Origin of the sequence: Pilosibacter sp. YYHA0881, from assembly GCF_051602715.1 — a bacterium.
Classification (GTDB): Bacteria; Bacillota; Clostridia; order Lachnospirales; family Lachnospiraceae; genus Alitiscatomonas; species Alitiscatomonas aceti.
The window spans coordinates 3149430-3169283 of the sequence record NZ_CP175657.1 but is presented as its reverse complement, the minus strand read 5'-3'; the positions used below and the strand labels follow the sequence as shown (position 1 = coordinate 3169283).

Genomic DNA, 19854 nt, shown 5'->3' with positions numbered 1-19854 from the left:
CTGTTCAATAAGATTTTTACTAACCTGCCAGTCAGTAGTCTTATTGTACTCTGAGGTATTTTTAATTTTCAACATCCACGTTTTTTATTATACAGGAAGCTCCTTATTCTCTTTATTATACATGAATTCTTTGAGAATAAGGTGTCAACTTTATTTATACAACATCACTTTGCATCTGACATTTTGATGTCACGAATGATTTCAGCCATTGTCGGTTCCTCTTTCTTAATAATTGTTTAAATCAAAACTTCCCATTTTCCATAGCGTTTTCCATCGACTCTGCGAATGTATTCCTTCTTTTGCAAGGATTCCATAATTCGCTTTACAGTGCTGAGAGATTTTCCGATCTCTGACACAAGGTCTTTTTGCTTAATTGACGGGTTCTTATAAATCAATTCTAAGACCGCCAGTTCTTCTAAAGTGCATTCCAAAGTGTCAAAATGAGACTTTGGAACTTTAGGATTGACACTTTGGAGATTAGCCTCCGTATAGTCCACATGCATATATCTGTTTTTCAGTTCATATTCCGTTCCCAAGATCAAATTACTGAAAAACATTTCCAGGAATTCTGTAGTAGCGTGAATACTGTTCTGCAAATCATTATAATTTGCTCTTACCAATGCGTTGCGAAAATACCAAGAGTTCTTTTCAAAGGCATCGTTATTTACCTTAAATCCGAAGGTTTTCATGTACTTAATCATAAAAACTGCCGTGGCTCTGGTGTTGCCCTCACAAAACGGATGAATCTGCCATATATCCGAAGCGAATTTGGCAAGATGCTTCACGCTACGTTCTACAGACAAACCTCCATAAGAAAACTGCTTCTCTGTTGCGAAATCATAGTCAAGGGTGTCTTTGATACTGTTCCACGCTGCGTAGGTGACAGTATCGCCTTTCAGCACCCATTCTTTTTTCGTAATATTGTATTGACGAATCTGACCGGCATGGGGAAACACACCTTCAAACAGTCTGCGATGAATCGTCAGCCATTCAGCCGGTGAGAACTGAAATGCTTTCTCGCCCAACAACTTCGCAATTCTTGCGGACACAATATCCGCTTCCCTGGTGTCGTTCTCAATCTCCATACGGTCCGTACGCTGCTCGTAATAACTCTGAATACGTTTCTGTGCTTCGTCAATGCTGATTTTTCCTTCGATATGTTCCTTGGCAGTATCTAATAGATAAGCAGAGGTTTTCAAACCATCTACCGCCTGCAAGCCGATTGCAGTCTGCCACGCTTCACTTTTTTCAATTTGATCAGGTTCACCCTGTTTGATATATTCTTCAAGCTCAAATTGCCAGTTTTTTTCTGCTGACATAGCTGCACCCCGTTTCCTGCTTAATATTTAATCCTAAAATAATCCAAATATGCTTTATATTTATCCTGTGCTGTCAAACAGGTATCTGTCAGATACCCCTTCTCATTGTTCCACTCTTTCAAGCCACGATAGTAGAACATCTTCAAATTATCCTCGATAATGAACGGAACGATATTATATTTCAGGCATTCCTTAAACATAATCAGCCTGCCCACACGGCCATTGCCATCCTGGAACGGATGGATTCTCTCAAACTTCACATGAAAATCCAGAACATCCTCAAAAGTCTTTTCCTCTTTTCCGTTGTACTCAGTCAGCAGAGCTTTCATTTTATCGGCAGCTTCTTCCGACATTGCTGTCGGCATACCACCAGCTTCATTGGGCCTTTTCTTGTAATCACCTACCGAAAACCACTCCAATCGTGAATCACTGGTTCCGGATTTCAAAATCAAATGCAGCTCTTTGATAAACTTCTCGGACAGTGCAGATTTCGCATTATCAATAATCATATCAATACATCGAAAATGGTTGGCTGTTTCAATCACATCATCCACATTCAATGTTTCATTTTCCACGCTGATGGTATTTGTCTCAAAAATATATCTTGTCTGATCGTAAGTCAACCGGCTGCCTTCCATATGATTGGAATTATAGGTTAAATCAATCTGTGTCTTATGATAAATCCCCCCGGAATATTTACTTTTCTTTTCTTCCTGAAGAATAGAAAGCAAAGTTTTCGGCTTATTCTCCTTCTGATTTGCTCGTAATGGCTTTGCTGCATCTTCCGGTACATTCCAGGTCTTTCCGGTAAGAAACGCCCCTGGAACACGTCCATGAGCACAATAATTACGAACACTTCTCTCCGATATATCCCATCTTTTTGCTGTCTCTGCAACAGAAAGGTATCGCATCTAATATCCTCCGCCTATCTCAATCTCAGATTTTCCAACTCATTTACAGTTCCTGGGTTTTGTATACATAGTAGCCTTCGTAGTAGTAGCTGTGATCTATGCCTTTCATATAGATTTCTCTGTCATTTACATTGTCTGTAAGGGAATTTTTCAAAAGGAACTTAATTTCTATATCTTTAATCGGGCTGCGCTCCATGGCCAGCAGATAATCTTCCTTATCCACTTTACTCCAGTCAACGACATATCCGATTTCTTTTTTCAGCATCAGATCCAGCCAGATTCTTGTGCTTCTGCCGTTGCCTTCCCTAAACGGATGAGCCACGTTCATTTCCACATATTTTTCGACAATTTCATCAAATGTGGACTGAGGCATTTTGTCAATGCTCTGCAAAGCTGCATCCAGATACATCAATGGAGCAAAACGGAAATTCCCTTTTGAAATATTCACTTTGCGAACCTCACCGGCAAAATCATATATTTCATCAAAAAGATACTTATGAATCTTAGCAAGGCTTTCAAAGGTTCCAGCTTCTAAACTTTCCAAATATCCACTTTCAAACATTTCAACTGCTTTCTGCTTGCTGATTTTTTCTTCTATTCTTGCTAATTCCGCTGAATCTGTAATTCCCAGTTTGTTTTCAAGCATTACATTACCTCGCATTCTAACGATAATCGAATATCTCAGAATAATTATACCACATTATCGGCAATTATTACAGTTTTTTATACATCGCTTCATATTTTATTTTTGCCGATTGGGGTAAAAATATACAGATGAGCAGGACAACGACAACTCGACAATAAAACTATACTTATATAATTATCAGCATATTTTCATAAAATTTGTGTGATTTACCAACGACAAAAACCTCACCTAAAATGAAAATCCGTTTTACAACTCACTTTTCCTCGTTTTTTTGTTTATTTTTTGTATGAAAACTTAAACTCTGCACTTTACTCATTTTCAAAACTTTGAATATTTTTCACTTTTGAAAGCAAAAGCATTATATCCCTATATAACAGAAGAAACCATCCCGTTTCCGAGCTGGTTTCTTCCAATCATCCTTCCTCTGTCGGAAAGACGCATATATTTCTCTAATAATCGCTCCGCTTTTCTCTTGACCATGTGTTTCATATGCCCGCTTTTATGTGGGATATTTTTATAAGAGAGCTAGCTGACGAATCAAAATCAGTTATCCCTCTTTTATGGATCATGAAAACATGTTGCAAAATCGTTGCCACAGAGGGTATTAAGCCTTAGAAAACCCAGGCATTCCAGGCTTTTTCGGGTCTCTGAAATCATTCCCACCCGCTCATTCCCTATCCTGCGCCCAATATCCTAGTCCGTCGTCCTCTGATACTCCAGCGTATATCCATTGGGATCAGAAAAGAAGAAGGAATACACCGGAAATTTCGGGTGGTGGGCCGGTGGGGCAGAAAGTCCCAGAGCCGGTCGGCTCTTTAAGGCTTCATACATGCGGTCCACATCCTCCAGGGACGGTAGATTAAAGGAAATGCACTGGCCTGTGGCCATGGGCCGGGCTGGACCATAATCGCAGAAGGCCAGATAGCCGTACCCGCAGTCAAACCACACGCTGGACCCCAGATCCTTATAAACGGGGAGCCCTAAAACAGTGGTATAATATTTTTTTGTTTCCTCCATATTTTTGCACGGAAAGAATATTACGCTGGATTCTGGTTTCATATGAGACTCCTTTCTTTTTTCCATGGATGTCCCTGGATTACCGGCCAGCCTGGTCCTCCAGGGTATCCACATCCCAAAGTTCTCTCTCTTCCTCTACTTCAAAAAAATGTACCTGGTCCATATGGGCTTTCATGACCCGTTTTCCCCCCCGGTCCCCGGACAGAGCCAGAAGCTCATCCTTATAAAATGCAGAAAACCACACCGGATTCCCCGGCTCCCCCAGGCAGGAAACGCAGCCGATCGGATGGCTTTCCCGGTCTTCGCCTGAAACCTTCTTCATGAATTCCAGAAAAGTCTCCACGGTCCTTTCCGAAAACCACGGCTGGTCGGCCACAAAAAACACATAGGCGTCCGGCTCTCTCCCGGCCTCCTGCCTGCACATTCCAGAGATCGGGCTGGATTCCGGCATTCCCGCCAGGATCCCGGCCCGGATGCTGTGGGATACTCCCTCCCGGCTCTGGGGGCTGTATACAGGATACAGACGGCCGGAGCCGGCAAGAAGGGCCCTTCGCTCCTTTTCCACAGAGGGATCGCAGACTGGCCCGGGGCCTTCTCCTGACGCCTCCTGCAAAAGCTCCTCATACTGGGACACCACCACGATCTCCAGATCCTTATGCCTTTCTGCCACAGCCGCCAGCCGGTCCAGCAGATGTAGGTACATGGGCTTCTGCCCGATCGTATGAAAAAGCTTGTTTTTTCCAAACCGGCGGCTGTTTCCAGCCGCCAGATACACACATCTTATTTTCATTTCTTCAACAGTCCCATGGCGATCTTCTCACTGGTGATGGGAAGCTCCTTAAACCACAGCCCTGTGGCGTTGGCAATGGCATGGGCAATGGCCGGGGACGGCGTGTTGATGACGATCTCTCCGATGGACTTGGCTCCGAAGGGGCCGGTGGGCTCATAGCTGCTTTCAAATTCTACCCGCAGCCTTCCCATATCCAGCCGGGTGGGGATCTTATACTGCATGAACGAGTTGTTCATCATATGACCCTTTTTGTCGTACTGGACATTCTCATATAAGGCCATTCCAATTCCCTGGACAATGCCGCCCTCGGTCTGGACCCGGGCCAGGTTGGGATTGATGACCGTTCCGCAGTCCACCACAGCCGCATAGTCCAGGATCTCCACATGGCCTGTCTCCTTATCCAGCTCAATCTCCACCACGCCTGCCATGAACGGCGGCGGCGATACGGGAGAGCTGTGGGTCTCCGTCACCTGGAGGGCTTCCTGGCTGCCGCACATGGACGCCGTCCCCAGGTCTGTCAGAGTCACCGACTCTCCGGTAGCCGGATCCAGGAAGCGTGTCCCGTCAAACTCCAGTTCCGCGCCGGAAACATCCGCCGCATACCGCGCTCTCAGAAGCTCCGCCGCCTTGTCCTCCATCTTCTCCAGCAGCTTTCCGCAGGCTCTCTCCACGGCCTTTCCCGTCACATAGGTGGTGCTGGACGCATAGGATCCGGAGTCATAAGGAGAAGCATCCGTATCCGCCCCGTAAACGGTGATCTGGTCTGTGGAGCAGTCCAGGCACTCCGCCGCCATCTGGGCCAGGATGGTATCGCAGCCTGTTCCCATGTCTGCCGCCCCGATGGTCAGCGTATAGTATCCGTCCTCATTGAGCTTGATGGAAGCCGAGCCCACGTCCACGCCGGAGATCCCGGAGCCCTGCATGGCCATGGCGATGCCGACGCTCCTCACCTTTCCATTTCCCATGTCCCGGCAGGGGAATTTTTCCTTCCAACCGATCATCTCCGCTGTACGCATCAGACATCGATCCAGGGTACAGCTTGCCGCTGTCTCGCCGTAATAGGCCGGCATCACATCTCCCTGGCGCACCACATTTTTGAGACGCAGCTCCACCGGATCCATGTGCAGCTTTTCCGCCAGCTGGTTGACTGCCGACTCCACGGCAAAGATCCCCTGGGTGGCTCCGTAGCCCCGGTAGGCTCCCGCCGACATCACGTTGGTATAGACCACGTCGTAGGCAAACCGGTGGGCTTTGGGAGTACCGTACAGCGGAATGGACTTATGGCCGGAAAGTCCCACAGTCGTGGGTCCGTGCTCGCCATATGCTCCTGTATTGGATAAGGTATACACATCGATGGCCTGGATGATCCCGTCCTTATTGGCTCCGATCCGCACAGAGACCTCCATCTCATGGCGGGGAGTGGAGGCCGTCTGGCTCTCCGTCCGGGAAAAGATCATTTTGGACGGCCGCCCCGTCTTCCAGGTGACAAAAGCCGGGAAGATCTCAGAAACCACCGTCTGCTTCGCTCCGAAGCCGCCGCCGATCCTGGGCTTCACGACCCGGATCTTCGACTTGGGGATACCCAGGGCGTTGGAAATGATCCGCCGCACATGGAACACGATCTGGGTGGAGCTTAAAATGTTCAGCCGTCCGTAGGCGTCAAAATAGCAGCAAGTCCGGAAGGTCTCCATCATGGCCTGCTGGTCGGCCAGGGTATGGTATGTACCCTCTGCCACCACGTCGCACTCTGCCAGGACAGCATCCACATCCCCCTGGCCGGATACCTCGCTGGCGCACAGATTCCTCTTATTGTCTGCTCCCACAGGACAAAGAGATCTCCAGCTGTCCTCGGGATGGACCAGGATCTCGTTATCCTTGGCAGTCCGGAAGTCCAGAATAGCCGGAAGCACCTCATACTGCACCTTCACCAGCTTTAAGGCCCGGTCCACAGCGTCCTCGGTCTCCCCGGCCACAATGGCCACCGGATCTCCCACGTACCGCACGTGCCGGTCCAAGATCAGCCGGTCGTAGGGGCTGGGCTCCGGATACGTCTGCCCGGCCATGGTGAACCGCTCCGCAGGCACGTCCTCCCAGGTATAAACGGCTGCGATCCCCGGTACCTTCATGGCCCCATCCGTCTTTACGGACTGGATCATGGCATTGGCGTGAGGGCTCCTTAACACCTTAACGATCAGACAGTCCCTGGGGGCCAGATCGTCCATATACACCGGTTTTCCCGTCAGAAGCGCCATGGCGTCCTTCTTACGGATCCCCTGATTTACATTCTTCATGACGCTCCTCCTCTCTTTTTATATTCAATAAACGCGCGGATCCCCCGGAGCTGTCCCTCGTAGCCGGAGCAGCGGCACAGGTTCCCGGCCAGATATTCCCGGATCTCATCGTCCGTGGGGTCCGGATTTTCCCGGAACATGGCAATGGCATTCATGACCATGCCCGGATTGCAGAAGCCGCACTGCTCTGCTCCCTGGTCGGCGATGAACGCTCCGAACTCCTCAGCCTCCTTCTGGAGCCCCTCCAGGGTATCGATCCTGTGGCCGTCGGCCCGGGCCGCCAGGACAGAACAGGAAAGGACCGGCTTATCATCCATAAACACCGTGCAGAGGCCGCAGTTGGACGACTCGCAGCCCCGCTTCACGCTGAGACAGCCGTGATCCCGTAAAAAATCAATGAGAAGCCTGTCATCAGGGATCTGTGCCTCCACATTTTTCCCATTTAAGACCAGTGAAATCTTCATGCCCTCTGTCCCTCCTTCTCTTCTGTCAGGCAGGCCGGAGCGCCGGCTCCTGCGGCCTGTCCGCTTCCGCCGTACAATGCTTCCATCAGTCCCCGGTACAGGAGAACACCCGCCAGGTGGCTGCGGAATTCCTTTCCCGCCCGGATATTGCTGCCCGTGGGGACCACAGATGCAAGCTCCGCAGCCAGAACCTTCCGCTCTTCCTCTCCGGAGCCCTGAAACCGCTCCAGCCATTCTGCCGGAAGCTCATAGGATCTGGCCCGGGCCGGAGTCGCCCCGAAAACAGCCCGTCCGGCAGCCCGTTCCCCTTCTCCGGATCTCCATCCTTCCCCAACGGCCACCGCACAGGCCATCACAGGAAAATCCGTCTTTGTGTTCCGGTGGGACAGGTAGGCGTACCGCCGTTTCTCCTTCTTTACGATGACCCTCACCAGAATATCATTTTCTGCTCCCTCTGCCGCAAACCGCTCCATGGGCACCAGACCTCCATGGTACAGCTCCACCCAGGAATCCAGGGCCAGGAACATGGTCAGCACGTCAGAAAATCCAAACCGTCCGAAAATACTGCCGCCCACGGTGGCCAGGTTCCGGAACTGGACGCCCACGATGTGACGCAGGCTCTCCCGGACGGCTCCTCCGGTCATGGCGTCAAGTCCCTTATGGAGCTCCAGCTCCCTTAAGCTAGTCATGGCCCCGATCCTGTATTCCTCTTCCGTCTCTTCAATACCGGAAAGTCCCAGGTCCGACAGATCGATGACCGTCTGCACCGTCCGGTTCTGCATTTTCAGCCACAGCATGCCGCCGAGGATATGGGCTGATTTTTTCTGGTTCCGCACATAAGCGTCCTCCAGGCTCTCCGCCCGCACATATTCTCTGAATTTAAGCATCCGTTTCCCTCCTCCATATGATTTTCTATTATAAGCCGCAGGGCGGATATTTTCCACTTTTACTTTCTAAAAAGGGCCCGTCTGGCCTGTTCCGGCCTTCGGGCCCCTTCTGGATCTCTTCTGGTACGCCCTGGTATCCAGATACCTCCCGGCCTCCTTCCTGCTTTCAGTCCGGAAGCCAGCAGCCAGGCCCTTTAAGCCTCCTTCTCTCTGGGGATCACAATGTTCAGGACAATGGCCAGGATCGCTGCCGGAACGATACCGGAGCCTCCGAAGATCAGCTGTACTGCCTCGGGAAGTCCGGCGATCACTGCGCCATTGGCACCAATGCCGTAGCCAAGTCCCAGGGCCGTGGATACGATGGTGATGTTCCTGGCTGTCAGCGGCTCCTTTGTGATCAGCTGGATGCCGCTGATGACGATGGATGAAAACATCATCACCGCCGCTCCGCCCAGAACGCTCTGGGGCATAATGGAGATCAGCGCCGCCAGCTTGGGGAGCAGGCCGCAGAACACCAGGAATACGGCTCCTGTGGCCAGGGCATGCCGGTTGACGATCTTTGTCATGGCCACCAGGCCCACGTTCTGACTGAAGGATGTGTTGGGCAGCACGCCGAACAGGGCTGCAAAGCTGGAGCCCAGACCGTCGCAGATAACGCCGCCGGAAAGCTCAGAATCGGTCGCTTCCCGTCCCATGCCGCCTTCCATCACTCCGGAAATATCGCCCACGGTCTCCACTGCCGTTACGATGAACATGATCAGCACCGGGACGATGGCACGCAGGTCAAAGACCAGGGGGACCGGCATCAGCTTCGGTATGGAAAACCAGGAGGCCTCCGCCACCTTGTCCCAGTTTAAGACCCATGCCTTGGTATACTCCACGCCATCAGCAGTAATGCCTGTGGGGGATAAAAAGAGGCCCATGACAGCCGACGCAATATATCCGGCGATGATTCCGATCAGAATGGACGATGCGCTGGTCATGCCCTTTGTTCCGTGCTTAAACGCGATGATCACCACTGTCACAAGAGCGCCCAGAGCCAGGTTCTCAATGGAACCAAAATCAGCTGCCATATTTCCGCCGCCAAAGGAATTGACGCCCACGGATACCAGGGACAGGCCGATGGAAAGGACTACTGTTCCAGTGACCACTGCCGGGAAAAACCGCCTCAGGGGCTTTAATAAAAAGCCCAGGACCGTCTCAAACAGGCCGCCAAGAACGGAGGCCAGCATAATGGCCCCGTAGCCGGCAATGCCGCCGCCCATGACCTTTGCCACACTGTTGAATACACCGATGAAGCCGGAGCTGGTTCCCATGATAATGGGGACCTTTCCTCCCACAGGACCGATGGCGTAAAGCTGCACCAGTGTCACGATCCCGGCCACCAGCATGGCGTTCTGCAGCAGATCCACCTGCAGCTCTGCAAATTCGCTGCCTGCTCCAATGCCGCAGGCGCCTGTGATGATGAGGATCGGAGTCAGATTTCCCACAAACATGGCCAGCACATGCTGAAGCCCCAGGGGAACTGCCTTTGTGAGCGGAAGCTTCCCATAAAAGTCAAACGCCGCTCCTTTTGTTTCTGCTTTTTCCACTTTTCTCTCTCCTTTTTAGCCTTTTTCTGCTTTTTTCAGCCCCTCTATCATGGGCGATAGGAGAAAAAAAGTCAATAACCCAATGAATATTCAGAAACTTTAATTATTTCTAATAATTCGGAATTTTTCTTCCATTAAAAGCCAGTTGGGACGGAAAAAATTCATCAGCTGCCAGTAACCGGCCCCCAGAAGGCCATATTCCCGGATCAGGTCAAACTTTCCCTGAATGCTCCGCACATCCTCAAACCAGATCTCATGCTGGATCCCGTACTGCCAATAACGAAGGTATGGGGACCAGGCCGTCTCGTCGAACCGGATCGGGACTCCATGATCGATGGCCCGGGCCACCGCCTCCCGGTTGCTGATGGACTGGGCCTTTGTGGTCCCGCGCACATAGGGAAGGGGCCATTCATATCCATAATTGGGCATCCCAAGGCTGATCTTTTCCACCGGGATGGCTGAAACCGCATACTCCACCACCCGGCGGACCATATTGAGGGGAGCTACGGCCATGGGCGGACCGTATGTATATCCCCATTCATACGTCATCAGCATCACCCGGTCCGCCGCCTCCCCTAACAGACGGTAATCGATGCCTTCATATAAAAGTCCCTTCTGGTCCGGCGACGTTTTCGGAGCCAGGGCCACAGAGACCGGATAACCGAATACCTGGAGCACACGGCGCACACGGCCTGTAAATTCTGCAAAGGCCGGCCCGTCCTCTGCCCGGACGTACTCAAAATCAATGTCCAGCCCCCGGTAGCCCTTTTCTGTCATCGTCCGTCCCAGCTCCCAGATCAGCCTCTCCTGGAGTCTCCTGTCCTCCATCAGCGCCGTCACCAGATTGTTGTTAAAGCGGCCGTCTGTTCCCAGGGGCGTCAGGACCATCATGGGATTCACGCCGGCATCCGCTGCCTGGCGGATCAGCCAGGTATCATCGGACGAAGGCGGGATCAGTGTTCCCTGTTCTGTAAAGCCGTAGGAAAAAATATAAAGATCTGTCAGAAACGGAAGCGTCTGCTCCGCCGTCTCCCTTGAAATAAACGGATATGCATAACCAAATGAGTATAGCTCCCGCCTGGACTGTTCCCGGTCCGCCGCCGGTCCTTCCGGGATCAGGAGCGACTGGCCCACAGCCAGGCGGTATGGATATTCTATCTGGTTGGCCCACAGAAGCTCTCCCACAGGGATACCGGCCGTCTCTGCGATCCGGTCCACATTGTCTCCTTCCTTTACCACGTAAACTGACACGTTCTCCCGCTCCCCATCCATTTCTTTCCTAATTAATATATGAGCATGGGCTGTCCGGGGGAACGAAAAAACGCACCTGCGTGCTTTTCCGCCTGCGGACGGGCCGCTTTTTTGCTCCCTCTGCGGAAAAACTGCTTCCGGCCCATGGCTGTCCCTGCGGAGCGTTTTAATATCATGGGACGCATTTTCCCATGATATAAAAATACCCGGAAAAGAACGTTCCCATATGGAACCGTCCCTTCCGGGTGATTTCAGTCATATCCGTTCAGTTATCGTTCAGCCAGCGCTGTCAGCCGTCCGTCCACCACGTCGATCAGGATGGTATCTCCTGTATGAACGCCGTCGGAAAGGATCAGCTTTGCCGCCAGGGTCTCCACATTTTTCTGCAGATACCGTTTCAGCGGTCTGGCTCCGTAAACCGGATCGTAGCCATTGTCCACGATGAACTGCTTTGCCTCATTGGACAGGGCGATGGTCAGCTCCTTATCGGCCAGACGCCGGTTGATGTCTGCCGCCAGAAGATCCACGATCCCTCCGATGTTGTCCTTTGTCAGAGGCTTAAAGAGGATGGTCTCATCCAGACGGTTTAAAAACTCTGGACGGAAATGGGCCCGAAGGTCGTTCATGACCATCTGCTCCGCCTCCGGCCGGATATTCCCGTTCTCATCGATGCCCTCCAGGAGATACTGGGAGCCGATGTTGGAGGTCAGGATGAGGATCGTATTCTTAAAGTCCACGGTCTTTCCCATGGAATCGGTGATCCGCCCGTCGTCCAGTACCTGTAAAAGCACGTTGAACACATCCGGATGGGCCTTTTCCACCTCGTCAAATAAGACCACGCAGTAGGGCTTTCTGCGGACTGCCTCGGTCAGCTGGCCGCCCTCATCGTAGCCCACATATCCTGGAGGCGCACCGATGAGACGGGACACGGAATGCTTTTCCATATATTCGCTCATATCGATCCGCACCATGTTGTTCTCGTCATCAAACAGGCTCTCCGCCAGGGCCTTGGCCAGCTCCGTCTTTCCGACGCCGGTGGGGCCTAAGAACAGGAAGGAGCCGATGGGCTTGGTGGGATCCTTGATCCCGGCCTTGGACCGGATAATGGCCTCTGTGACCTTCTCCACGCCTTCATCCTGGCCCACCACCCGCTTATGGAGCTGTTCATCCAGATGAAGTGTCTTATTCCGCTCACTTTCTGTAAGCTTTGCTACTGGGATCCCCGTCCACCGGGAAATGATCCTGGCGATCTCCTCTTCTGTAACGCTTTCATGGACCAGACTCAGATCCTGGTTCTTTACCTTTTCCTCCTCGGCCTCCAGCTCCTTTTCCAGCTGCGGAAGCTTTCCGTACTGGAGCTCCGCCGCCTTATTCAGGTCATACTTCTGCTGGGCGTCCTGGATCTGGCGGTGCAGGCTCTCGATCTCCTCACGGAGGCTGGAAAGCCGGTCCACCGACGCCTTCTCGTTCTCCCACTGGGCCTTCTGGGAGGCAAAGGTGTCATGAAGCTCCGCCAGCTCCTTCTGGAGATCCGCCAGCCGCTCCTGGCTCAGATGGTCGGTTTCCTTCTTTAAGGCTGCCTCCTCGATCTCCAGCTGCATGATCTTCCTGGACAGCTCATCAAGCTCGGTGGGCATGGAGTCCAGCTCGGTCTTTATCATGGCACAGGCCTCGTCCACCAGGTCAATGGCCTTATCCGGAAGGAACCGGTCGCTGATATACCGGTTGGACAGGACCGCCGCCGAAACCAGGGCCGAATCGGTGATCTTTACTCCATGGAAGACCTCATACCGGTCCTTCAGTCCCCGGAGGATGGAGATGGTATCCTCCACCGTGGGCTCATCCACCGTCACCGGCTGGAACCGCCGCTCCAGGGCCGGATCCTTTTCAATATATTTCCGATATTCGTCCAGGGTCGTGGCGCCGATGCAGTGGAGCTCGCCCCTGGCCAGCATGGGCTTTAACATATTTCCGGCATCCATGGAACCCTCGGTCTTTCCCGCTCCCACAATGGTATGAAGCTCATCGATGAAGAGAATGATCTGCCCCTCGCTCTTTTTCACTTCCTCCAGAACAGCCTTTAACCGCTCCTCAAATTCGCCCCGGTATTTGGCTCCTGCCACCAGTGCTCCCATATCCAGGGAAAACAGCTTTTTATCCTTTAAGCCCTCCGGCACATCGCCGCGGACGATCCTCTGGGCAAGGCCCTCCACCACGGCCGTCTTTCCGACGCCTGGCTCTCCGATGAGCACCGGGTTATTCTTTGTCTTTCTGGACAGGATCCGGACCACATTCCGGATCTCCGCATCCCGGCCGATGACCGGGTCCAGCTTCTGGTCCCTGGCCCGCTCCACCAGATCGGCCCCATATTTATTTAAGGTATCATAAGTAGCCTCTGGATTGTCGCTGACCACCCGCTGGTTTCCGCGGACGGTGGAAAGAGCCTGTAAAAAATTGTTCCGGTCAATGGCGTATAAGCGGAACAGCTCCTTTAAAGCCCGGTTTGGCTCCCTTAACAGGCATAAGAACAGGTGCTCCACGGAAACGTACTCGTCTCCCATGGCTTTTGCCTCATCCTCTGCGCTGATGAGGACCTTGTTGAGATCGTTGGTCAGATAGACCTGGCCGCCGCCGGAAACCTTTGGAAGCTTATTTAACGCCTGCTCCGCCTCATTTAAAAACTGGCCGCCGGAGATCCCCATTTTCGTCACCAGCTTCATGATCAGGCTGTCCTCCAGCCGCAGGAGGCTCACCAGAAGATGCTCCTGGTCGATCTGCTGGTTTCCATATTCATAAGCCAGCTTCTCGCAGCCCTGGACGGCCTCCACTGACTTTTGTGTAAACTTACTGATATTCATATACAATCCTCCTTTTGAAAAGGAAATGATCTTGTTTATTTGTTCTAGGCAGAATATAACACATGTTATTAGCACTGTCAAGTAGCGAGTGCTAATTTTTTTGTGAAGCCTTGATTTTACGGGCTTCACATGGATTTTTCACTTGCTTTCGCACTCGATTTTCTTGATTTGACCACATTTTTACGACAAATCTTTTGGAAAATATATTCGTCTGATTTTCTTACCACATTTTACGACAACGGCTTATGGTTTATACCACAGCAGGTACAGTTTCCGGCAGATTCATTTTAGACATCTCATTTTCCACGTGAGACTTCTCTGCAATATGATTGTAGACATTCATTGTAATCTGTGCATCTGAATGGCCCATCACATACTGCATAACTTTGGGATTGACATTGTTCTCACCCAGTCTGGTACATCCCGTATGACGAAGGGTATGCGATGAAATAGGAGGCATCAGCTCCGGCTCTCGCTTCTCTTCTTCTGCCAGTTTGCTTTCTTTCTTATTATAGGCATTGACAATATTTTTCAGAAAACTGTTCACTCCAGCCGGCATAATTGGACGTCCATGCTTTGTATTGAAGATGAATCCACTGCGTCCACCGATCTCTACATTACTCTGCAAACCAAGCATTAGGTTCAGCTCTCTCTGTTTACGGAACGCATCATATACCATCTGTGTCATAGGAATATCTCTGATTCCTGCATCCGTTTTGGTTTCTGAATCATGGAAACAATATCCTTCATCACCTTCATAATACACAAGCTGTCCACCTACATGGATCTCCCGATTCTTCATATCCACATCTGACCAGGTTAAACCGATGGTCTCACTCACTCTCAGGCAAGCCCCAAACATAACCTGCATCATTGGAAGATGAGGCTTATACACATTACTCTGTTCAACAAACTTCAGAAGTTTTTCCTGCTGTTCCAGTGTCAGTGCTTCTTTCTCTTTTGCCGGAGCCCCATAATCTCCAAGTGTTCCAGTTACCGGATTCTTGCGGATAATCCCATCTTCCACTGCCAGTTCAAAACTGGGATTCAATAAGCCATAAAGACCTTTGATCGTGCTGTGTGCCAGTCCTTCATCTGACAATGCGGAAAAGAATGTCCTTACGTGAGATATCTTAAAATCCACAACACGAATGTTTCCCAAAGTATTTCGTATCCGGTAGTCCCACATACGGATATAATTCTTTTTCGTTCTTTCCTTAATATTCTTTGTTGCCATGTATCGCTCAAACAACGTATTTACGGTCAGCTTCTTGACTGATGCATCTGTAATAAGCAAATCATCCATATCCTTATTGATCTTCTTTTCCATTTCTCGCAGACTCGCCAGATCAGCTGCATAAACCGAATTACGCTTTCCGGTAATTTCATCCTTGTAGCGATACTCATAACGTCCATCCGGACGCTGGTATTCACCTGTTTTTAAATTTCTGCCTTTATTATCTTTTCTTGCCATATCAATCATTCCTTTCACTTTATTTTTCGTTATTCGGAATGATTTTTGTCCTGTCGGTATCAGTCATATACTGTCTGATATCTGCTCACAGATTAACATAATATTTTATGATTTCCAAGGGTAAATTCCTGCAAAATGCCAATTTTTATTTGCCTTTTTTACAGGAATACTTTTCACTTTTCATTCCGAAGGAAAGTTGTTGTATTTTATCCTCTCATCTTTCATTACACTGCCATTACATCAATATATTTTTTTATCTTATCCACGTTATAGAGAACACGTCTTCCAACAATCACTCTTGCCTCTGCATAGTCTGCAATTTTCTTTGCAGTTACTTCTCCGCAGGATAACATTGCCATTAATCCTTCAATATCTACCGTCAGACGGTTCTCAGCCTTATACTCTGTTGTTTTTCTCATGATGCACCTACCTCCTTTCCTCCGTATTCTTCTGCATCACCTCCCAGACAGCGGTTATGTCCGTTGTCAGTACATTTATTTTTTGTTTGAACTTCTTACGATGATTTTCCATTCCGTTCGGCGTGTTGGCTTCCATTTGTATATGGCGGTGTCAACGTTACATTTGACCTCTATCAGAACTCTTTCTGAATACTGGCATCTTCTTCTCAAACATACCAGCCGTTGCCGGAGTATCTTCGGTTTCCACATACTATTCTCTGATACAGCGGTGGAATCCTGTGTTACCTTTAAGCCCGAAAGGCACCCATACAGCTCATTCAATTTTCAAGGTTCAATAATCAAAAGTTCTTAGGTATACATTTTTGTACCTATTTGATTTAATGCCATTATATCCCCCGTTACTGCTAATGTCAATAGCACTTCATGCGTTTTAGGTTCTTTTTTGTACTCTTTTTTATTGATTTTCTGCTAGTTTGTGTTATAATATGGACAAATAGTTATTCATTTTTTGATTTTACTATCTTCAATGGATGTTTATCAGGACTAATGCAGAGGTGGCTTTATGAATTTTAATCTGAAACTAAAAAAAATCCGGACATTCCGGAAAATGACACAAAAAGAACTGTCAGAGAAGATCGGACTGACCGATCAACATAGAATTGTACAATACGAAAAAGGCGTTCGTGTTCCCAAAAAAGATCTGGTCGATAAAATGGCTACGGCTCTTGATGTTAATCCTTATACCCTCTATGATACCGCTGGACGTGACGCTTCCGAAATGATGGAACTGCTTTTCTGGCTGGATGAATTTAATCCATCTGCCCTGCACCTGTTTCTTCCTCGGAAATTTCCTGGTGAAAAATGTAATGAAGTAGCAGACACTTCCGTTTACTACCATGATAACGATAGCTGGCCTGCCCATGCTCCTGTCTGTATGTGGTTTGATTATGGGGTTCTGAATGATTTTCTGAAAGAATGGGTAGTTCGAATGGATGAACTGAAATCCGGTGTGATTACCAGAGACGAGTATTTTGAATGGAAAATCAATTGGCCGTATACCTGTGATGATTGTGGAAAGTTTGAACCTAAGAAACAATGGCGCTCTGCAAAATCAGAACTCAGTGAAACTTAGCAAAACTTAAATTCACTGCTTTTTTCTCTTTAGCAAAAGAAAAAGCACTGTAAAAACCAATAATCCAACGGTTTTCAGTGCTTTTTTCATGTTTTTCCTATTAAATTTTCCTCAGACACCTATATAAGTGAAACTTAGCGAAACTTAAATTATGTCCAATATGGAATATACATATTTGTTTGTTCTTGATTTTTTAATCTGATCATCTATGCAATCTATTTCCATGATGTATAAATTAATTGCCTTTTATCAAATGCTTCCTCTCCGCCTTCCATAATATCTACAATTTGCTTATGTGTAGATTTCAGGTCAATATTCCCTTGCGATATATCAATCGTTGTATCTTGATACTCAACCACAAAAATTCTTTCAGCATCACCCAGAACTGGAATGTTAGCATTGTGTGTAGCAAAAATAAATTGTATATCTTGTTTCTTTTTCGCAATTGCTGTAATTACTTCATCGTAAATAATTTTATTATCCAAATCATCTTCTGGCTGATCTATAAGAATAATATCATTATCAGACTGCATGAGTATAAACAATATAAGAGCTGACGCACGCTGCCCTATTGAATGGTGTCGTAATAATTTGTCATGATAATATATTTCAACATTATTGGAAACCTGATTCTTCAGAAGATCCGCATACTGATCTTGCAATTTTTTATCAAGCTTTGTATATTCTGAGGATGAAATAATTTCCTTGATTTTCATACCATCACATAATATCCAGTCTTCTATAAGCTCCACATAATCTCTAAACGTGTCACATAAGTATTGATATTTTATTTCAGAAATACCTGACCCCCTAAAATCAGTCTTCATCTGTGATTTAAAATTATCTCTGTCACCTTTAAAATCAATAGTGATTTTTAATTCATTTTGTGATTCATTAATTTTCTGAATTTCAAGTTTATATGCATTGAATTGTTCTAATAATATATCATTTCTTTCACGCATTGCTTTCTTGAATGCACTTTCTATTTGTTTTTTGGATTTAGCTCGTTCATCTAGTTGCTTTAAATTCTCTTTATATTTTTCCAGCTCTTCTGTCATTTTGACAAATCCATCAATATCTAACGTATCATCTTTGATTTCTCTTTTTATTTCAGCAAATTCATCAGATAATCCATCTATTTTTTTCGATAACATTTCCACTACATCTGCAAATTCTAACGAATTACTTTCTATCTGCGTGACGGCCTCTCCAATTTTTAAAATTTCATTTCCAATTGCACTTAAAATATCACTTGCCTTCTTTATAATATCAGAATTATAAACACTTTCCACGCCCTGCAAGCCTAAAGTCACATCTTTATTATTATCATAACACTTTTTTAATTCTCGTACTGCTGAATCAATTCGTCCTTTTACAGAATCCAACTTTGCTTTATCTGTTGTGTATCCAGTTTGTTTTTTTAATTTTTCTGCAACGCCTTTTTCCTTGTAAATAGACATTTTATGCTCAACTTCAGATTTTTTAATTTTGTATTCCTCAATCTGCTCTGGAATTTTATTCGCATCTAATAATTGAGAAACCGATGTTGTCAACTCCTTCACACAAGATGTTATTTCTGCACTTTTCCCTATTTTTCCACCAACCAATTTCTCAAGAAGACCATTTTCATGATCAGCACTATTTGATAGATCTTTTTGCCCAAAATATTGAATTCCATCAAACAAGCTTGACGGTTGTATATTTAAGTCAAGTCCATTTTCATCTATAACATTACTCTGTTCTCCGTATATACGACTAACAATATAATGTTTGCCATGTTTATCAACAACAGATAATGTTGCTTTTCCTCCTGAGCCAAAAATATTTTTTATCAGTGATTCTTTATATTCTTTATCTGTTTGCAACGGTAAATCAAATATATAACGAATTGCTTCAAGCACAGACGACTTTCCACTTCCGCGAATTCCAATTAACGAATTAAGCTCTGATGAAAATCTAATAGTCTGACCATCAAATTTTCCGCCTTGAAAACTTATAGATTCAATATACCCATGTCTTCTTTCCGGTAATGATTCAGCAACTCTACTTTTATAGTCCTGTAATGCAAATTTAATCGCCGCATATGAATATTCTCCGATTTTTAAATATGTTTGTTTATCGCCTTTTCCAATATCTTTCAATGATTTAGGATCCGATCCCTCTATAAGAGCTGGAATATATCCAAAACAACGATTAAATTTATTTATATTATCCCTTGTCCTCGATTTTTGTATTCCTAAAACTCGTTTTCTAAACGGAGCAAGCCCTGAGAGCGATTCTAAAAGACCGCCTCCACATTCGTTAAACAAACCACTGCCTTGATCAACATGGGCAAATATTACAAAATAATCTTTTCCATACTCCTCCAGTTTTTCCAATGTGCTTTTTAAATCATAACAACATTTTGTATTTCTATTTTCAGGATTAGATATTGTTGCAAATGCGGCTGTTAAAAATGTTTGAATGTGATTATTGCCATTTTCTAACCATTCATCAGGATTAAAAACTATAAGAGTATGTATACCATTAGCTCCCTCTTTAACAGTCAATTCTACACCAGGTAATATAAATATTTTTTCTTTGCTTGCTGCCCTTTTTAAGGCTTTATATTCATCTTTGTCAAATTTATTATGATTGGTAATAACTCCAACAGAAATATTAGCTTGTTTCAATGCCGAAATATATGATTTCACAAAATCATTTGGTTCACCACTATATGAAAATTCTTTATCTTTTTGTGTATGCAGATGAAAATCTGCCCTTAAAAATTCAAGCCCTGATTCAAACATTTTATCCCTCCTTA

Annotated in this window: 15 protein-coding genes; 1 reads left to right on the top strand and 14 read right to left on the bottom strand. The window is 47.2% G+C overall.

Features of this window, described 5'->3' with window-relative positions:
- Positions 1 to 236: 236 nt before the first annotated feature.
- The 13 genes from ACI6NM_RS14945 to ACI6NM_RS14885 form a co-directional block, all read right to left on the bottom strand.
- On the bottom strand, positions 237 to 1319 hold the full coding sequence (locus ACI6NM_RS14945; RefSeq protein ID WP_022272225.1) for a Fic family protein: 1083 nt from the start codon (positions 1317 to 1319) through the stop codon (positions 237 to 239).
- Positions 1320 to 1339: 20 nt separating this feature from the next.
- Positions 1340 to 2230 carry a Fic family protein gene (locus ACI6NM_RS14940; RefSeq protein WP_262427249.1) on the bottom strand — a complete coding sequence of 297 codons (891 nt, stop codon included), beginning with the start codon at positions 2228 to 2230 and terminating at the stop codon, positions 1340 to 1342.
- 43 nt (positions 2231 to 2273) lie between these two features.
- On the bottom strand, positions 2274 to 2876 hold the full coding sequence (gene fic, locus ACI6NM_RS14935) for a protein adenylyltransferase Fic (protein WP_215653099.1): 603 nt from the start codon (positions 2874 to 2876) through the stop codon (positions 2274 to 2276).
- Between the two features lie 693 nt (positions 2877 to 3569).
- The gene (locus ACI6NM_RS14930) at positions 3570 to 3935 is read right to left on the bottom strand and encodes a VOC family protein (RefSeq protein ID WP_438500992.1); all 366 of its coding nucleotides are present in this window, start codon (positions 3933 to 3935) and stop codon (positions 3570 to 3572) included.
- 37 nt (positions 3936 to 3972) lie between these two features.
- Positions 3973 to 4683, bottom strand: a complete 711-nt coding sequence (locus tag ACI6NM_RS14925; RefSeq protein WP_438500991.1) for an NTP transferase domain-containing protein — start codon at positions 4681 to 4683, stop codon at positions 3973 to 3975.
- On the bottom strand, positions 4680 to 6974 hold the full coding sequence (locus ACI6NM_RS14920) for a molybdopterin cofactor-binding domain-containing protein (RefSeq protein ID WP_438500990.1): 2295 nt from the start codon (positions 6972 to 6974) through the stop codon (positions 4680 to 4682). Before ACI6NM_RS14920 ends, ACI6NM_RS14925 begins: the two co-directional genes overlap by 4 nt.
- Positions 6971 to 7438, bottom strand: coding sequence for a 2Fe-2S iron-sulfur cluster-binding protein (locus ACI6NM_RS14915; protein ID WP_438500989.1), 468 nt, complete (start codon positions 7436 to 7438; stop codon positions 6971 to 6973). Before ACI6NM_RS14915 ends, ACI6NM_RS14920 begins: the two co-directional genes overlap by 4 nt.
- Positions 7435 to 8325, bottom strand: a complete 891-nt coding sequence (locus ACI6NM_RS14910; RefSeq protein WP_438500988.1) for an FAD binding domain-containing protein — start codon at positions 8323 to 8325, stop codon at positions 7435 to 7437. Before ACI6NM_RS14910 ends, ACI6NM_RS14915 begins: the two co-directional genes overlap by 4 nt.
- 194 nt (positions 8326 to 8519) lie before the next feature.
- Positions 8520 to 9917: a uracil-xanthine permease family protein gene (locus tag ACI6NM_RS14905; RefSeq protein WP_022272979.1), complete on the bottom strand. Its 1398-nt coding sequence runs from the start codon at positions 9915 to 9917 to the stop codon at positions 8520 to 8522.
- Positions 9918 to 10016: 99 nt separating this feature from the next.
- Positions 10017 to 11168, bottom strand: coding sequence for a glycosyl hydrolase family 18 protein (locus tag ACI6NM_RS14900; RefSeq protein WP_438500987.1), 1152 nt, complete (start codon positions 11166 to 11168; stop codon positions 10017 to 10019).
- Between the two features lie 269 nt (positions 11169 to 11437).
- Positions 11438 to 14026, bottom strand: coding sequence for an ATP-dependent chaperone ClpB (gene clpB, locus ACI6NM_RS14895; RefSeq protein WP_438500986.1), 2589 nt, complete (start codon positions 14024 to 14026; stop codon positions 11438 to 11440).
- Positions 14027 to 14276: 250 nt separating this feature from the next.
- Positions 14277 to 15500 carry a tyrosine-type recombinase/integrase gene (locus ACI6NM_RS14890; RefSeq protein ID WP_438500985.1) on the bottom strand — a complete coding sequence of 408 codons (1224 nt, stop codon included), beginning with the start codon at positions 15498 to 15500 and terminating at the stop codon, positions 14277 to 14279.
- Positions 15501 to 15724: 224 nt separating this feature from the next.
- Positions 15725 to 15919 carry a hypothetical protein gene (locus tag ACI6NM_RS14885; RefSeq protein WP_438500984.1) on the bottom strand — a complete coding sequence of 65 codons (195 nt, stop codon included), beginning with the start codon at positions 15917 to 15919 and terminating at the stop codon, positions 15725 to 15727.
- A gap of 562 nt (positions 15920 to 16481) precedes the next feature.
- On the opposite strand from ACI6NM_RS14885, the gene ACI6NM_RS14880 reads away from it, so the two are divergent.
- Positions 16482 to 17051: a helix-turn-helix domain-containing protein gene (locus tag ACI6NM_RS14880; RefSeq protein WP_257465458.1), complete on the top strand. Its 570-nt coding sequence runs from the start codon at positions 16482 to 16484 to the stop codon at positions 17049 to 17051.
- A gap of 215 nt (positions 17052 to 17266) precedes the next feature.
- Here ACI6NM_RS14880 and ACI6NM_RS14875 read toward each other — a convergent pair whose 3' ends face one another.
- Complete coding sequence (locus tag ACI6NM_RS14875; protein WP_120393136.1) at positions 17267 to 19840, bottom strand: TrlF family AAA-like ATPase; 2574 nt, start codon at positions 19838 to 19840, stop codon at positions 17267 to 17269.
- Positions 19841 to 19854: the final 14 nt, after the last annotated feature.

Coding starts and splice junctions, on each gene's coding strand:
- ACI6NM_RS14890 (WP_438500985.1), bottom strand. CDS start 15,500: ATGGCAAGAAAAGATAATAAAGGCAGAAATTTAAAAACAGGTGAATAC.
- ACI6NM_RS14945 (WP_022272225.1), bottom strand. CDS start 1,319: ATGTCAGCAGAAAAAAACTGGCAATTTGAGCTTGAAGAATATATCAAA.
- ACI6NM_RS14915 (WP_438500989.1), bottom strand. CDS start 7,438: ATGAAGATTTCACTGGTCTTAAATGGGAAAAATGTGGAGGCACAGATC.
- clpB (WP_438500986.1), bottom strand. CDS start 14,026: ATGAATATCAGTAAGTTTACACAAAAGTCAGTGGAGGCCGTCCAGGGC.
- ACI6NM_RS14920 (WP_438500990.1), bottom strand. CDS start 6,974: ATGAAGAATGTAAATCAGGGGATCCGTAAGAAGGACGCCATGGCGCTT.
- ACI6NM_RS14940 (WP_262427249.1), bottom strand. CDS start 2,230: ATGCGATACCTTTCTGTTGCAGAGACAGCAAAAAGATGGGATATATCG.
- ACI6NM_RS14880 (WP_257465458.1), top strand. CDS start 16,482: ATGAATTTTAATCTGAAACTAAAAAAAATCCGGACATTCCGGAAAATG.
- ACI6NM_RS14875 (WP_120393136.1), bottom strand. CDS start 19,840: ATGTTTGAATCAGGGCTTGAATTTTTAAGGGCAGATTTTCATCTGCAT.
- ACI6NM_RS14925 (WP_438500991.1), bottom strand. CDS start 4,683: ATGAAAATAAGATGTGTGTATCTGGCGGCTGGAAACAGCCGCCGGTTT.
- ACI6NM_RS14885 (WP_438500984.1), bottom strand. CDS start 15,919: ATGAGAAAAACAACAGAGTATAAGGCTGAGAACCGTCTGACGGTAGAT.
- ACI6NM_RS14910 (WP_438500988.1), bottom strand. CDS start 8,325: ATGCTTAAATTCAGAGAATATGTGCGGGCGGAGAGCCTGGAGGACGCT.
- fic (WP_215653099.1), bottom strand. CDS start 2,876: ATGCTTGAAAACAAACTGGGAATTACAGATTCAGCGGAATTAGCAAGA.
- ACI6NM_RS14930 (WP_438500992.1), bottom strand. CDS start 3,935: ATGAAACCAGAATCCAGCGTAATATTCTTTCCGTGCAAAAATATGGAG.